10 protein-coding genes are annotated in these 15,658 nt (G+C 55.7%); 3 read left to right on the top strand and 7 right to left on the bottom strand.

Annotation, left to right across the window (positions count from 1 at the left end; genetic code table 11):
• Positions 1–40 precede the first annotated feature (40 nt).
• Complete coding sequence (locus tag ACR0L1_RS20310; RefSeq protein WP_480860576.1) at positions 41–1,930, top strand: amidohydrolase; 1,890 nt, start codon at positions 41–43, stop codon at positions 1,928–1,930.
• A gap of 505 nt (positions 1,931–2,435) precedes the next feature.
• Here the strand turns inward: ACR0L1_RS20310 and ACR0L1_RS20305 are convergent.
• Complete coding sequence (locus tag ACR0L1_RS20305) at positions 2,436–3,446, bottom strand: AraC family transcriptional regulator (RefSeq protein ID WP_480860574.1); 1,011 nt, start codon at positions 3,444–3,446, stop codon at positions 2,436–2,438.
• 125 nt (positions 3,447–3,571) lie between these two features.
• On the opposite strand from ACR0L1_RS20305, the gene ACR0L1_RS20300 reads away from it, so the two are divergent.
• Together ACR0L1_RS20300 and ACR0L1_RS20295 are read left to right on the top strand one after the other, a co-directional pair.
• Complete coding sequence (locus ACR0L1_RS20300; RefSeq protein ID WP_170361224.1) at positions 3,572–5,248, top strand: alkaline phosphatase family protein; 1,677 nt, start codon at positions 3,572–3,574, stop codon at positions 5,246–5,248.
• A gap of 104 nt (positions 5,249–5,352) precedes the next feature.
• Complete coding sequence (locus ACR0L1_RS20295) at positions 5,353–6,861, top strand: DUF1214 domain-containing protein (protein ID WP_216602361.1); 1,509 nt, start codon at positions 5,353–5,355, stop codon at positions 6,859–6,861.
• Between the two features lie 687 nt (positions 6,862–7,548).
• Here the strand turns inward: ACR0L1_RS20295 and ACR0L1_RS20290 are convergent.
• The 6 genes from ACR0L1_RS20290 to ACR0L1_RS20265 all read right to left on the bottom strand — a co-directional run bounded on the left by ACR0L1_RS20290 (position 7,549) and on the right by ACR0L1_RS20265 (position 15,516).
• Entirely contained in the window at positions 7,549–8,853 is a 1,305-nt protein-coding gene (locus tag ACR0L1_RS20290) for an alpha/beta hydrolase (protein ID WP_480860573.1), read from the bottom strand.
• 22 nt (positions 8,854–8,875) lie between these two features.
• Entirely contained in the window at positions 8,876–9,727 is an 852-nt protein-coding gene (locus ACR0L1_RS20285) for an efflux RND transporter periplasmic adaptor subunit (RefSeq protein WP_480860571.1), read from the bottom strand.
• Positions 9,728–9,794: 67 nt separating this feature from the next.
• Positions 9,795–11,489 carry an amidohydrolase gene (locus tag ACR0L1_RS20280; protein ID WP_480860570.1) on the bottom strand — a complete coding sequence of 565 codons (1,695 nt, stop codon included), beginning with the start codon at positions 11,487–11,489 and terminating at the stop codon, positions 9,795–9,797.
• Between the two features lie 55 nt (positions 11,490–11,544).
• Positions 11,545–13,041 carry a metal-dependent hydrolase family protein gene (locus tag ACR0L1_RS20275; RefSeq protein WP_170514621.1) on the bottom strand — a complete coding sequence of 499 codons (1,497 nt, stop codon included), beginning with the start codon at positions 13,039–13,041 and terminating at the stop codon, positions 11,545–11,547.
• Positions 13,042–13,161: 120 nt separating this feature from the next.
• Positions 13,162–13,998 (bottom strand): DUF3299 domain-containing protein, encoded by an 837-nt coding sequence (locus ACR0L1_RS20270; protein ID WP_480860569.1) that lies wholly within the window; start codon positions 13,996–13,998, stop codon positions 13,162–13,164.
• Positions 13,999–14,001: 3 nt separating this feature from the next.
• Positions 14,002–15,516 (bottom strand): metal-dependent hydrolase family protein, encoded by a 1,515-nt coding sequence (locus tag ACR0L1_RS20265; RefSeq protein ID WP_480860567.1) that lies wholly within the window; start codon positions 15,514–15,516, stop codon positions 14,002–14,004.
• Positions 15,517–15,658 lie beyond the last annotated feature (142 nt).

Raw genomic sequence — 15,658 nt, 5'->3', positions numbered from 1 at the left:
TGAAAGGTTTTGAACATATGTCATTTGGAGTAGAGCTGTTATGCCCGCAATGATCAGACGACATTTCCTGAAGGCGGCCCTGTCCGGTTCGACCGCCATGGCGCTTCCCGGAATCGGATGGGCGCAATCGATTTCCTTGTCGGATATCGGTGGATCGATCCTCGGTGGACCGCCGGCAACCGTCTTCACGGCCCGCGAGATAGTGACCCTCGACGCAACCAGACCCCTCGCGCGAGCCGTCGCCGTCGTAAATGACCGGATCCTTGCAACCGGATCGCTGGAGGAGGTCGAGGCTGTCCTTGGCGATCAACCCTACAAGATCGACGCCCGCTTCGCGGATCTGGTCATTGTGCCCGGTTTCATTGCCCAGCACGATCATCCGATCCTCGCTGGCCTGACCATGTCTTCGCTCATCCTGTCCATCGAGGATTGGGAACTACCAAACGGAACCGCGAAAGCAGTCTCCGACAGGGACGATTTCATGACGCGGCTTGCAGCCGCCGAGGCAGACATGACCGACCCCGACGCGCCCTTGCTCACTTGGGGCTACCATGCGTCCTTCTTCGGGCCTCTGACTCGCGCCGACCTCGACACCATCAGCCGCGATAGACCGATTTTCGCCTGGGTGCGTTCCTGCCACGAGTTTGTCCTGAACACAGCGGCTATGGAGAAAGCTGGCGTGACCAAGGAACTCATTGCGGGCTGGTCAGCCACCGAGCAAGCCCAATCGAGCTTCGAGAATGGCCACTTCTGGGAGCAAGGTCTCTTCGCCGTTCTTCCGAATATCGCCCCCATGGTTGCTGAGCCTGATCGGTTTCGCCACGGGCTGGAAATCATGCGGGACTACATGCACGCCAAGGGTGTCACCTTCGGCAACGAGCCGGGCGGTATTCTGGCCCTACCCGTGCAGGAAGCCGTGAACGAGGTGATGTCGTCGCCCTCCATGCCCTTTCGCTGGAGTTTCACCCCTGACGGGAAGAGTCTGGTCGCCGCTTATGACGATGACCTGCGGGTGCTCCGCGAAACCGAAGCACTGATCGACTGGTACGGGGGCATGACCAGCATGGCGGAGAAAAGCATCAAGCTGTTCTCTGACGGGGCGATCTATTCACTTGCCATCCAACTGCGCGATCCTCCGATTGGGGATTACCATGGCGAATGGATGATGGATCGCGATGCATTCGAGCGTGCCTTCCGCATTTACTGGGACGCCGGCTACCAGATGCATGTGCATGTGAATGGCGATGCCGGGCTTGATCGGGTTCTGGACGCGCTTGAGGAAAACCTGCGGCGCAATCCGCGTTACGATCATAGGACCGTGATCGTTCATTTCGCGGTCAGCGCCCCGGACCAGGTCGAGCGAATTAAAAGGCTCGGGGCCATTGTCAGCGCAAATCCTTACTACGTGACGGCCCTGTCGGATCGATACAGTGAAACCGGCCTCGGGCCGGAAAGGGCAGACCAGATGGTTCGGCTTGCGGATGTCGATCGCGCCGGGGTTTCCTGGTCGCTGCATTCTGACATGCCCATGGCACCTGGCGACCCGCTGTTCCTGATGTGGTGCGCGGTGAACCGGATGACCAGTTCCGGGCGTGTCGCCGGCGAAAACCAGAAGGTATCGGCCGAGGCCGCACTACGCGGCGTCACGATCAACGCTGCCTACTCGCTCCGGCTGGAGAAGGAGCTTGGCAGTATTGAACCCGGCAAGCGCGCGAACTTTACCGTTCTCGACAGGAACCCCACAACAGTCGACCCGATGACGATCAAGGATATCGTTGTGTGGGGGACCGTAATGGAGGGTGATGTCCTGAAGATCCAGCCTGCGGGTCAAGACGACGCCGCCTTGCGTCAAAACTGGGAGTCCAACGTGCATGACTTCGCAAGTCACGCTCTCCGCCACGCACTGTCCGCAGTCCATAGCCACATTTGAGGTGGTCCAGGTGCATCCATCGGCGTAGCCGGTGCGCCAAGCGCCAGCCGAATGGCATTTCGTCTGCGCTAGTTTTAAGCGCCAATAAGCGGCCATATGCTGATTGTGCTGCCAACTTCCGCTTCGCGCCTGACAAAAGAGGTGGGACCTAGGACCGCTTCGGGCTCAAAGCCGCCTTGCGGCGAGTGCAGCAGCACCAAGTCGAGACGCGTTCCGGAAGCAGCCGTTCGTAGGATAGAGGTTCCTCACCGTCTTCAATCAGATAGCCAACTTTGCAGACCTTCGAAGATTGGAAGCGGTCGTTGCACGAACTGACGCTCAATGACGGCACCGAGCCTAGTACGACAGATGCTGCAATTTGCACAAATGGCAGGAATTGCTGAATAGCCGGCTTCGGGCAGCATGTCTGGCAGTGGTTAGATAGAGCTGATGAAACGACCCGCGAACATCCTTTTGCGCTTTATAGCTGAGAAGAAATGAACAGATTTTTCTTCTCTAAGCTGGCTCAGTTTCCCTTGACCCTCGAATACTGACTCGGCGTGATGCCGGTTTGATTTTTGAAAGCACGGGAAAAATTCTGAGGGTTTTCGTACCCGAGCTCAAAGGCGGCTTCTTGAACGGTGAACTGTTTGGTAGCCAGTATTTCTTTCGCTCGGTCAACTTTGGCTCGGTTCACCACCGACCGAAAGCTCTCCCCCTCGGCAAGCAGCCGGCGTTGTAGAGTGCGAGGTCCTATGTCGAGCGCCAGTGCCGTGCGGTCCAGCGACACTTTTTGGGAATCGAGATGCTGCCTCAAAACGGCAATGACAACGTCCGCGTAGCTTTTAGGCGCAATTGGTGCGATTTCGCGATGTAGATCGTAAACTGTGATCGGTTTCCCCGGACACGGCCCTGAAGATGTCGCCATGTCAACTTTTGGGAAGCAGATTTCCAGACGTCCTGTGTTCCAGCTCACCTGGCAGCCGAATGTGATTTCTGCATCATCGGCAACTCTCGGTTTCGGAAAATCGCATTTGATTGCACTCGGAGTCCACTTACGCCCAAGATAGTGGCGAAAGATGCTGAGCATGGAACCAAGTGCTGAATAAGCAATCTCTGGATACACGTGATGCTGGCGCAGACCAAACCTGTACCCATAGCAAGCAAGGTTTCCATTATACCGAAGTGTGGTTCGGTCGGCAGAAGAGTGCAGCGGCATTATCGAACCTGCCCGTTGTAATGCTTGTCCTAAAGTCGGTGCCGAGAGGACGTATTCGCCCCATAAGCCATAGTCCCGAACGGTTAGGTTGGGTGCCCACATCAGACCAACATTCTTGCCGCCAACTTCCTGACAGATCCTGGCAACAAAGTTCGCGAAGGACACTTCCGGCAGATAGCCCTTCTTGTGATCAATTAACTCTTGGGTAAGGGCAGAGGCAGCAAGGGCCTTTCCAAGAGTGCGCGCGCCAAATTGCTCCAGAACAAAGTCTGGCATGGGGCCAAGAGCTTTGGCGGCGATCATGGGCGGCAGTGACAAATCGAGCTCCTGCGAAACCTGTCGTGAAATGACACTCGCATTCAGCATGAATGCGCTATCAACTACAAGGTGGGCGAACTTTAACTGCGCAACGTAGCGCGCGTGAACCATCAGGAGGAAAAGTCATGTTGCGGTTCTGGTTAATAACTCTTTCGATGACCATTACGGCACCTGCTCTTGCACAGGAGGCGCCCAAGCTCATACTTCAGCTTACGGTTGACCAGCTTCGCGGTGATCTGATTCAACGCTACAGCAAGGGTATGGGCGAAGATGGCTTCTTTCGGCTGATTAACGAGGGCGTTCACTATGCAGATGCCCATCATCGCCACGCGAACACGGAAACCATCGTCGGCCACACGACACTCGCAACCGGGGCGGACCCCTCGGTGCATGGTATGGTGGCCAATCTTTGGTTTGATCGGGTGACCGGGCAGCAATTCTATAACGTGCAGGATGCCGATTACCCGCTTGTTGGTGCCAGTGGCGTTGACAAGGACAGCGAGATCGACCCGACGCAACGTGCAGCCACCACCGATGGCCGGTCGCCGCGCTCGATTATTACCTCGACCATCAGCGACGAAATCGCGCTGCATTACGGGCCAGAGGCCAAGATCTTTGGTGTGTCGGTCAAGGACCGCGGCGCGATTTCGATGGCAGGGCATGCGGGGCAGGCCTATTGGTTTTCGAAATCTGACTATGGCTTTGTAACCTCCACCTACTACCGGGAAGATTATCCTGATTGGGTCGAAGAGTGGAACGATTCCGGGAAGGTCCGCTCTTATGAGTTCCGCGACTGGAACCTGCTGTTGCCAGAAGAAAACTATCTCTTTGCGAACCGGGACAATCAGGAATGGGAAACCATCATGGGCGAGTTCGGCCGTGTTTTCCCCCATTCGTTTGGACCGGCTGACGGAGATTATTACACAACATTGCTGACAATCAGCCCAGCGGGGGACGCGCTGACGTTGGACTTTGCCAAGGCCCTGATCGAAGCGGAAGACATCGGTCAGGATGATGTGCCCGACTATCTGGCAGTCAGCCTGTCTTCGACGGATTACGTGGGCCATATCTTTGGCCCCTCCAGCCTTGAATCCGAGGACAATCTGAAACATCTCGACAAGGAACTGGGCGCTTTCCTGACCTATGTTGATGAGACGATTGGTCTGGATAATGTGCTGATCGTTTTGTCTGCGGATCACGGCGCGTCGGAAACTCCGGGTTCCTTGGCCGAAATCGGGATTGAAGCGGAGTATTTCGATTTTAACGCAATTGATAGAGAACCGGGCTTTAACCGGCTGAAGGAACAATTTGGTGTTTCCAAGGAACTGATCGCAAACTTCTCACAGCCTTATCTGTACCTGAACAAGGAACTGATCAGAGAGCGCGGGTTGAATGAGCTGGAAGTTGAGCGTGCTGTTGCCGAAGAGCTGGTAAAGATCCGAGGGATTGCCTTTGCTGTCGGCGCAACCGAACTGCGCAACGGACTGGTCGGCGATACACTTGTAAACCGGGCGGTCGAGGCGAATTTCCACCCTGATCGGTCCGGCGATATCTATATCGTTTTTGAACCGCACTGGTTCGTTGCCGATCTGGATGGACTGATTGTCGCCGGCTCGCACGGTGCGCCCTGGCCGTATGACTCTTATGTGCCCATCATCGTTTCTGGCCCAAACATCGAAGCTCAGCGTGTGGTTCGCCGCGTCGAAACCGTCGATCTTGCCCCTACCATTGCTGCATATCTGGGGATCAAGGCCCCGACGGGGGCTGGTGGTAAGATTTTGCTCGAGGTGTTCGAAAACTAATTCGACAATATGAGAATCCACCTGGCAATCCCTATCGGAAAGGAATGCCGGTGATACCCAATTCTTTTGGGGTTCTGCGCCCCCTAATCTGAGGAGACACAACCGTGTTCAAGCCAATAAAAACCTTTGTACGTTCTGCGGCCCTTGCCGGTCTACTGGGCTCTGGCGCCGTGGTCCCGAGTGTCAACGCTCAACAGACATTTGATGATACAGGTGATATTCTTGCGAGATCTGCACAGGTCGAAGATATCGAATATCAGATCATGGTTCAGCGTGCGACGCAGACTGCCCTTTGGGGAATGCCAGCGGCGGGTATGATTGACTTCCTGAAAGGGATCAGGCGCGACCTCGGCGGCGATTACAATGATGTTGTCTATTTGAACAAACCATTTGATTCCAGACATGGTTTCTTAACCGCCAACGACGTGACGGCCTATTCATGGGCTTCAATGACGTCCGCGCCCGGTCCGCTGGTGATCGAGGTTCCTGCAGCCAACGACAAGGTCGACTATTTCGGGTCTATCGTAAATGCATGGGATCAGCCTATTGCTGATGTTGGGCCAGATGGGTTCGACAAGGGTAAGGGCGGCAAATACTTGCTGCTGCCCCCGGGATATAACGAGAAGTCCTTGGAAGAGCTGGAAGCTGCTGGCTACTTCCCGTTTGAGACGGACACCTTTGAATCCGGCTTCTCCTTTCGTCCACGCCTTTACAACGGGGCCACGGATCTTGATGCGGCGGAATATGCCCAGACCATCAAAATCTACTACCTGTCCGAGGCCGACAACCCGCCTCCGACTACTTATCACGAGGCATCTGAAGTGCCTTATGACTCACTGCCCTATTACAACGAGACCTACTTTCAGGATCTGAACGACTATGTTCAGAACAACCCGATCCGTCCGCAGGACAAGATCATGATCAATTTCCTGAAGGATCTGGGCATCGAAAAGGGCAAGCCGTTCGAGCCGACGGAGCGTCAGATGAAGGCGATGAACGAAGGTTTGGTTCTGGCCTATGCCTCTATGCAGCGGTATTTTGTCGAGCCTGGCCTTGCAACTATCCCGTTGTGGAAGAACGAGGATGGCTCGCTCAAGAACCAGTGGTTGGTCTGGGATTTTGCAGAAGGGCAACCACAGGCAGGTTTCCCGTATGAGACAGACACCGAGGTTTTGGTCGATGACCGGGCTGGTGGTACCTATTTCTGGATCACATACCTGCCCAAACAACTGGGTGGCGGAACCTTCTACCTTACGGGTCTGCGCGACAGCGACGGCGAGATGTACGACCATAACAAGACCTACAAGCTGAACGTTCCTGCGGATACGCCTGCGGACAACCTGTGGTCAGTCATTGTTTACTCAATGGAGACGAAGAGCTTTATCCGCAATGTTGATCCTGTCGGTTTGTCGTCGCGAAATGAAGACACGATGCAGGTCAATGATGATGGTTCTTATGACATCTATTTCGGCCCCGAAGCGCCGGAGGGCAAAGAAAGCAACTGGATCCCGACGACAGAAAGCTACTTCCTGCTCTTCCGTCTTTACAGCCCGACGCCGGGCTGGATGGAAACTGGCTGGATGCTTGGAGATGTGGAGAATATTTCCGACTGATAATTTGGCTTGGGCGCCGGGCGAAATGGGCATCTGGCGTCATTTTTTTCTGTGTTAGCAAAAAAGTGTTTTCAATGAAGTCTCTGAGAGCAGCCATGCACCAAAACTGTACGTAGGTCAGCTTTGTCCCGCTCCTTGCCAGTTCAGACCCGGCGCGGCGAACGGCTCATGTATCGGAGACCGGTCATTTCTGACCGGCGCGGCGAAAGAGGAGGAAGAGCCCAAATTGCTGGATGCTGCGCTGAGCACAAATGGCTGGCAAACGCCGAAAGCTGCCTTATGGTATGGTGCCAACCTTCCGTTCAACTCACGCCCTAACGCTGCGGCGCAGCTTCACCAGACTGGCCGTTCGACTATCGCGCAGCATACTGGAAGAATTGAGGTCAGATAAGCGGGACCAATGAGCCGTCTGGAAAGCGAGTAAAATCTGGGTGGAATTTTGACGTCCAATTGAGCGACACAACGAGCGCAATGGTTTATTTCTAAACCGCGGCAGGTAAATTGGAGTGAGCGCCCGCCCTAAGATCACCGGCACATTGTGCGCAGCAATGAATTCCTTAACAGCTCTATCGAAGGGGCGGTGACACGAGGAAATCGCCGCCCCTTCGAAACCAACTTATTCATCGTAGCAATGAAGTTGGCATTTCTGTACCTTGGCTCAAGTGCGCCGTCGCGACTGAGCGACGCCTAGTTCTCAAGATGCGCCTCAAAAAACTCTGCGACGCGGCGCACGGCTTCAGCCGCTTCCGGCGTACCCCAGTGTCCGTGGAAGCAGTGCTGCATGGCATCGTGTGCGTCCAGCACCGCCTCGTGACCAGCACTGCGCAGGACGCCGTACATGCGAATGCCATCACTCATCTGAACTTCCTTCGTGCCGACCTGTACCATCGTCGGTGGGAAGTCCCGGCCCTCAAAGTTGTCGTAAACGGTCGAGTATCTTGGATCTTGTGCCTTTTCCTCGGTGATCCCGAGCATTGGCCAGACTGCATCAATGAGGTTGTCCACCAGTGTCCGAGGATCGTGGTAGCGCAACGTCCAGGTCGAGTCGCTGTTAAAGGAAAAATCGGTCTGCGGGCTCTGCATGACAGCGGCGCCAGGAAGCGGTCCGCCGCGATGCGACATCTCGTTGGTGGACATAGCGACCAGCCCGCCACCGGCAGAACAGCCGTAAATCCCGACGTCCTCCGGAGCGTAGTCACCACCTTCGCCGGTAAGAGCATCGAAGACAGCAATCACCTGATCGCGCTGGTCCAGAATGTCCCAGTCAGGCGCGGGCATCAGTTTGTAGTCGACGGAAACAATGTCGATGCCCATGTGATTGGAAAGTGGAGCTGTCCGGTCGAAGGTTGTCTCCGGGGTGTTTCCGTAAAAGGCACCGCCGTGGACATGGATCAGCGCCTTTCCCGGGTGGCGGTTCTCGCTCGGGCTGACCGTAACGGTCCTGACGCCACCGATTTCCCGTTCCTCGGTTGTGAGGTTCATTGTCGTGAGAAGCTTCTTCCCGGCTTCCATCATCGGGTCGATCTGAGCGTCATGCAGCGATTGCCACGCGCCATAGTCGTCCGGCTCCGGATAGCCCTCCCACGTCGCACCCAGCCAGCCTGGCGTCCAATTCACCATGATTTCGCGCATCTCGGGGCTAACAAAATCCGGGATGTGTGACGGGAAACTGTCGTTGCGGTTCGGATCATCCGGGTCGGCCATGAATTGTGAGATCGAGATCAGACGGCGAACATCTTCGTGGCACGAAGCGCGCTCAAAATGCACATTCAGCGTGTCACACTTGGCCTTCAGCGCGGACAACTCCTGATCCAACTGCGCCAATTTTCCAGCAGTGTCGCCCTCGCCGCCAAGGATTGCGTCGACGCTGGAATAAGCGGCGGCCACAAGCTGCCAACGGGTTTCATACTCTGCGGCATCTATCTGTGAAGCTGATGAGACGAGGCCCATCGCTACTACAGACGAAAATAGAGGAGTCGTAAGTTGTTTCATTTTTAAGTGTCTCCCTGATAGCTCAGTTTTTTTCATAGGATGTCACCCGGACCTTCATGCCGGGGCGCAACAGGAATTCAGGATTGGGGAATTCGGCGATGCTGTAGCCAATCCCTGTCTCCGGATCGAATTCGAACGGTGTTGATATCAGGCGTCCCCGGTGTGGGAACTCACCACCTTCCGGCAGTTCCAACACCAGAGTCAGGCTGCCCATTACACTGTCGTGGCTTTCGCCCGCGAGGATGCGTTCCTGATGCTTCTCGTACGTGCCCTCCACGCGAACGTGGATCGGATCAAGTTGATACAGGGTTCCGATTTCGGGCGAGTCGGCGACGACGTTTGCATTATCGCGAAAACGCGGCGCGCTCATCTGGCCGTCGAACGGTGCATGGATGAGCTGAAGATCTGAGATTGCCTTGGCCTTTTCTGCATTGAGCCTCTTTGTCTCAACGGTCGCTTCGGCGATTTTGACGTGCGCTTCAGCTTGCGCAATCTCAACTTCAGAAACAGAATTGGTGCCCAGCCGCTTCTTTCTGGACAAGTCAGCCTGGGCCAACTCCAGTTCAGCCACGGCCTGCTGGTGAGCCAACTCACCGATTTTGGCATCCCATTCCTTGAAGACCTGATCGAAGGTCACCAGCAGATCACCTTCTTTGACGAATTGACCTTCAATAAAGTGGATAGTGTCGATCTGGTTTTCGGCGGCTGCCGATACATCCCAGCTTTTTGCCGGGACGACAATGCCAGCGCCAGTTGCACTTTCCGCACCGAGGGTATGGGAAGTGTCATCAGCGGACAGCGATAATGTGCTCGCCGCAAGCAGAAACATTCCCAATGCGGCGGATGCTAAGGTTAGAGTGTTTTGCCTAGTCATATGATCTCTTTGTATGGATGAGCGATGTGGGAAAGTGGACGCTCAGGCTGCGGTTGAAATCGGTGACTTAGTACGTGCGTTTCCCGTTCATCCAAGTCTCGAGCACCTCAATCTCACCAATCTGATCGAGACCCACGGTCCTTGGATCATCAGCCAAGACCACAAGGTCCGCCAGTTTGCCAACCTCAATGCTTCCGATCTCGTCCTCCGAAAGCAACTGGAATGCCGGTACGCTGGTCACGGCGCGGAGGGCCATGTCAATCGAAGCTCGCTCTTCTTCGCCCAGAACGTAGTCAGGATCAGTGAAGAGTGTCCGGGTAACTGCTACTTCAACCATCTCCAGAGGCGTGAGTGTGGAAACAGAGTAATCCGTGTGCAGTGAGTAGGGTATTCCCGCCCGCTCGAAGCTGCCTGTACGGTCGAGCTTCTCAGCTTTGGCTTCGCCGAACACAACATCGCGGAAAGCCTCTCCCCAGAAGAGCACGTGAGCGATCAAAAAAGAGCACGAGATGTCGAGTTCTTTTAGTCTTGCGATCTGATCGTCTTCTGTAATCGAGCAATGTTCGATCCTCGGGCGCACCATGTCGATCCCGTCGGAACGAGCCTTTTCGACGGCCGCGATAATGTTGTCGATGGACGCGTTGCCGTTACCATGCATAGCCATCTGTCCACCGCGGACGGTTCCGTCGGCTACTGCGAAATTGATGTCGTTCTGGATCATGTAGGCCAGGCCCAGATTATCGGAGTTCAGGTACGGTTCTCGCTGTAACCCGGTAAATGCTTGGTTCGATCCGTCAGCGGAGATTTTCCATCCGATCGCGCGAGCCTTGGCATTGCCATCGCCCGGCGCGACCCCGGCAGCGTCCCAAGCATCCAGTTCAGCCCATTGAAGGTAACTGCGTGTCCGAATGGGAAAGTCGTCGTCGGACGCCAGTAACTCAAATGTACTCCAGTCGTCGGGATTTGCCACACCCGCGACACCAACCGCCGTGACCCCACTGGATGCCCAACCCTGCGCTATGGTCTTTGTGCCGTTTACGCGGTCATAGTTCTGGTAGGGTTCAATCTCCGCGAGGGCGGCAAACAACAATGCGCCGCCAGACAAGTTCCCGTCCGGGCGGCCGCCTTCCATCCGGCCATACTGCGCCCCGTCCGGGTCAGGCGTATTATCGCTTACACCCATGAGTTCGAGCATCTTGGAGTTAACAGTCATTTTGTGACCACCCGCGTGCCAAACCACCGCCGGTGATTGGGGTGCGATTTCATCGAGGTGTTCACGCGTTAGCGCGGGCTCAGAAAAACGTTGCGTTGCAAGATCCAGGTTGACGAACAATGCCCAGTCATCGCCATCCTGACCCTCAAACACACTTTTCATGTGAGCGAGAGCCTCTTCTACGGTGCCGAAGCGATCGACCCCGACATTTTCAAAGACCGAGGACCCTCCGCCCCCAATCGGGTGTGTATGTGCGTCAATGAAACCCGGCATCACAGTCTTGCCACCCAGGTCGACGATCTGTGCGTTTTCCCCTGCGACCTGTCGCACATCCGCGTCGCTTCCTACAGCGACGATTTCGTTTCCACGGATGGCCAAAGCTTCAACAATCGAGAAGTTTTGATCAATCGTCAGGATGTTGCCACCGGTCATCACAGTGGTCTGTTGAGCAAGGACTGGTGCAGATACCAATAGGGCAAACGCAGTTGCGATTTCGATCTTCATTTTTCTTACCAAATGTTTCTCTCCTGTTTCCGTGCTTTTGTTCATCTGCTGGTTTTCACAAACGGGCGGGATGGACGAGGTGAACCATCCCGCCCATCGCTCAGTTCAGCGTGTTCTTGTAGATCACGCCGTCCTTCATGATGATCTTCAGACTGGTGTCAGGGTCCATAAGGATCTCGATGTTTTCGAGGGGATCTCCGTCTACCAGCAGCAGGTCAGCGTAGGCACCTTCTTGAATGACGCCCAAGGGCCCCTCAGGGTACGGGTTCATCTGACCGGTCAGAGAATTCAGTTCTCCGGCGGTCGAAGTAAACGCCCTGAGTGTTCTGAAGTTGCCGATGGCTTCCGAAAAATACTTGAACTCGTCCAGCGCCTTTTCGTCGTATGCGCGCCCCGTGTTCCATTGTGGAATATGATCGGAAGCAACGACCACTTTCAGTTCCGGGTTGTTGGCGATCACGTTCAGAGCATTCTCGGCGGCATTGCGAATGACCCACCATTTCTCAAAGCTCTCGGGCGGGTATGCCTTTCTTGCCTGTTCCTCGGATATCGAGAAGACCGGGGAAAACGCGGTCGAAACAAACATGCCCTTCTCGATCATCGTTTTGGCCTGTTCTTCGGTCAGATAGGGAGCGTGCTCGATCGACATCACACCGTTGTCTATGGCCTGCTGAATTGCCACTGCCGTATGTGCATGTGACGCGACGTAGGTATCCCAACGCTCCGCCACCTCGACAACGGCCTGGACCTCTTCGTCAAGAGGGCCCGAATGCAGCGGATCGAATAGACTTGTCACACCGCCGCCAGTGAACAGCTTGAGCTGAGTCGCGCCGCGGCGGAATGCTTCACGCGCCGCGCGCAGGCTTTCTTCCCGTCCGTCGGCGATAATCGTAACGTAGTCTTCGTAGAAGTGTTGCCGTCCCCCAGCGATATTCGGGTGAGGGTCATTCAATTCACGGAAATCGCCATGGCCGGACGTTGTGGTTATCCAGTTTTCCGTTGGATAGATGCGGGGCCCTACCATGACGCCTTCATCTATGATGAGGCGAAGGAAATTCGCTGGACCGCCCAGGTCTCGCACTGTGGTAAAACCGTTCATCAGCATCCCCTCTGCACGGTCAGCCGCCAGCGCACCATGGGCATAGGGATGAAGCCCATCGCGCGACTGCGTTTGAACGGGCCCGAAGGTGGCGAGGTGTACATGCATATCCAACATGCCGGGCATCAAGGTCCGCCCGCCGCCATCGACAATGTTGACCGCAACCTCAATCGTCTCCGAGCTGCCCTCGGAATCCTCAACGAGTAAGGTATATCCGCCCGTATAGTCGCCCAGTGGTGGGTCGATAACCCGTGTCCCTTGCCTGGTATCGGCGTCAATTTCCCATGTGCCAGTTTCAGGAATGTCGGCCTCGACCCTGTGGATCTTGTTCTTGACGACCAGGACATCGACGTCTTGGAGACCGTCGTCGACCCCATTGAAGACCTTCACATTCTTGAACAGCGTGACGGCGGATGGAATATCGGCGACTTCCTGCGCGGATACCGGCGCGGTCGCCAGCGCAAGCGCAAGGGTCACGGCGGCTATCTGTTGCTTCATTCTACTGTCTCCGGCTAGAGGGCAAAGCTCTTGCCCGTTGGTTGGTTTGCTGCACCTGGGCGAGGCAGGCATCAGAGCCCGACTCCCTCGTCATGTGACCAGCAACATTTCTGTTATTCCTTATTGGTTCCCCCAGATGTCGGAGCTCGTTTCCGCGGAGGCAGGTGGGCTGCCGCGCTGCTCAACTCCGCCGGTCTTGCGGTTGTCAAAGTTCGTTTCTGAGGAGGCGCGAAGGCTTTCACGTAACACGTCTGCCCATCTGTTTGTGGCAGTACCCTTTGCGGGCGCTGCAAATGTCGTTACGGCGTCTTCCACATCCAGAGTCCAGGTGGCCTGCATCGGCACAGTTCCATCCACCAGCCAGAGCGACTGTGTGGTCGGATCGAGGTGCAGTCTGCCCGATAGGCGTACCGGTTCGTGGAAGTACTTTGGCGCCCAGTCTTCGCCAAGGCGAACCCGGATCAACTGGTTCGGGTCTGGTGGCGGAAGGTGGCTACACATGCCGGGAGTCGGAACAAGATAGGCGATCCGGGTGCCGTCCGTTTCAATTGAAGTGGGGATGGCAAAACCAGCAATGCTGATCGTTTGTCCATCGAGAGACGGGTTACCGGCCGCAGCAGCAGCCTCGCGTCGCTCGGTAACCACCCAACGCTGCGAAATCAGCCAGTCAAAGTCGATCTCCTGGGCTGAAAGTTCAGTGCTGACCTCCGACAAACGCGCCTCATAGCCCTCTCGCGTGTCGGTTGACAGATCATCCCGAGCCAACTTCTCGCGCATCTGCACAAGGGTCAACAGGGCGGTCATCTGGGATGTGGAGAGGTCGAGGAAAGGATCCTCATAGACCTGCGCCAAAGGATCCGGCAGCTCATCCCACTCAAGCGGAACCATAGCCCGCTGATCCGCGAAAGCTGCTGAGGCAAGGCTTGCGAAGGCCAAAACAATTGCGCCGGTACGCATCGTTCAGTCGTCCAGCGTGTTCTTGTAGATCACGCCGTCTTTCATGATGAGGTTGATAGTCTCGATGCCACGCGGACGCGGTTCTGCGTTGAACCATGAAGGATTTCCACCCAGAACCGTGATGTCCTCCAGCGGATTGCCGTCGATCAACAGGATGTCGGCATATGCCCCTTCCTCGATGACCCCTAGAGGAGCGGGATAAGGGTTGCTGCCTCCGGTCAACGCTGCAAGCTTGCCGCCGGTAGAAGTCATTGCTTTCAGAGTTTCATAGTTGCCGAAAGTGTCCGCGAAGATCCATTTTTCGTGGTCCCTGTGATGCCGCGCCGCCATACCGTTGGTGCTGACGATGTCGATGGAAAATACGATATTCGGCTGCACTTTCTTGATGACTTCGGCGAAGTTGGCGGTCCCTTCTTTCATCATGAGCGTCCGCTCATATTCGAAGGTTGCCGGGTTTCCGTAGACCGGATGGGTCAGAATATCCTCGCTCATAACGGCCGCAATATACGGAGAAATGAAGGCGCCCTTTTCCTTCATCAACATGGCTGTGTCTTCTTGCAGGAATTGACCGTGTTCAATCGACATGACACCCAAATCGAGCGCACGGCGTATAGCTTCATCGAGATAAAGGTGGGCCGCTACGTAGGTTCCGCGCGTCGCGGCTTCTTCCACCGCCGCAGTGATTTCAGCGTCGGTGTACTGAGATGCTTCAAAGGGACCCTTGTTGCTGGCCACACCGCCCGCCATCATGATTTTCATGTGGGTTGCGCCCGCATTGAAATTCTCGCGAACCGCTGTTCGGACTTCATTGGGACTGTTGGCAATGTGATAGATACCATTTCGCCACGTGCTGCTTTGGAGGGGGTTGGTCTGGCTTTTAAACCTGAGATCCCCATGACCGGCACTTTGACTGATCATCCCGGCAGCGCTGTAGATGCGAGGTCCTTCCATGAGGCCCTTGTCAATTACACGGCGCAACCCATCGGCCATGCCCCCCATGTCGCGAACGGTCGTGAAGCCATCATAAAACCACTCGAGCGCAGCCGACGCGGCGTGAGCCGCCATATAATCCCACCGAGCCATTTCCATACCGGGCCGGCCGTCATCCATAGAGAGGTTCAAGTGCGTGTGGCTGTCGATCATTCCGGGCATCAGGGTCCGCCCCTTGCCGTCGATGACGTTGGGCGACAGTTCTACCGTATTTGTGCCCTCTTCATCTTGGATGACAAAGGTATACCCGCTGCCGCCGCTATGAATTTCTGAGTACAAGGGTCCGTCTCGGCCAGCTTCAACTTCCCATGTGCCGGACTCGGGAATGTCGTCCGCGACAGTGTGGATTTTGTTTCCTACAACGAGAACGTCCAGGTCCAGAAGGCCGTCCGTAGTCCCGTCGAATACCATGACGTTCTTGAACAAGGTCACCGAGGGCGGCTCTTGTTGGGCAAGAGCGACGCTTGCGGGCAGAGTGCTTGCCACAAATGCGGCAGCTGCTAACGTCAGTGTAGCTGGTACGGTCATTTGAACTCCCCGGATGCATGAGCGATGTGGGCTCGCCCTATTACCTCCGGAGTATGGCACCTTATCTTGGCGAATGCCTGACCATGCCCTCAGGTTCAAAATTTTTCCGTTAGGTTTCGGTCAGGTTTTTGCAATTTTTTCT

This window comes from Ruegeria sp. J8, assembly GCF_056531925.1.
Note: the sequence above shows the minus strand (reverse complement) of the source record. Positions and strands in the feature narration are given on the sequence as shown.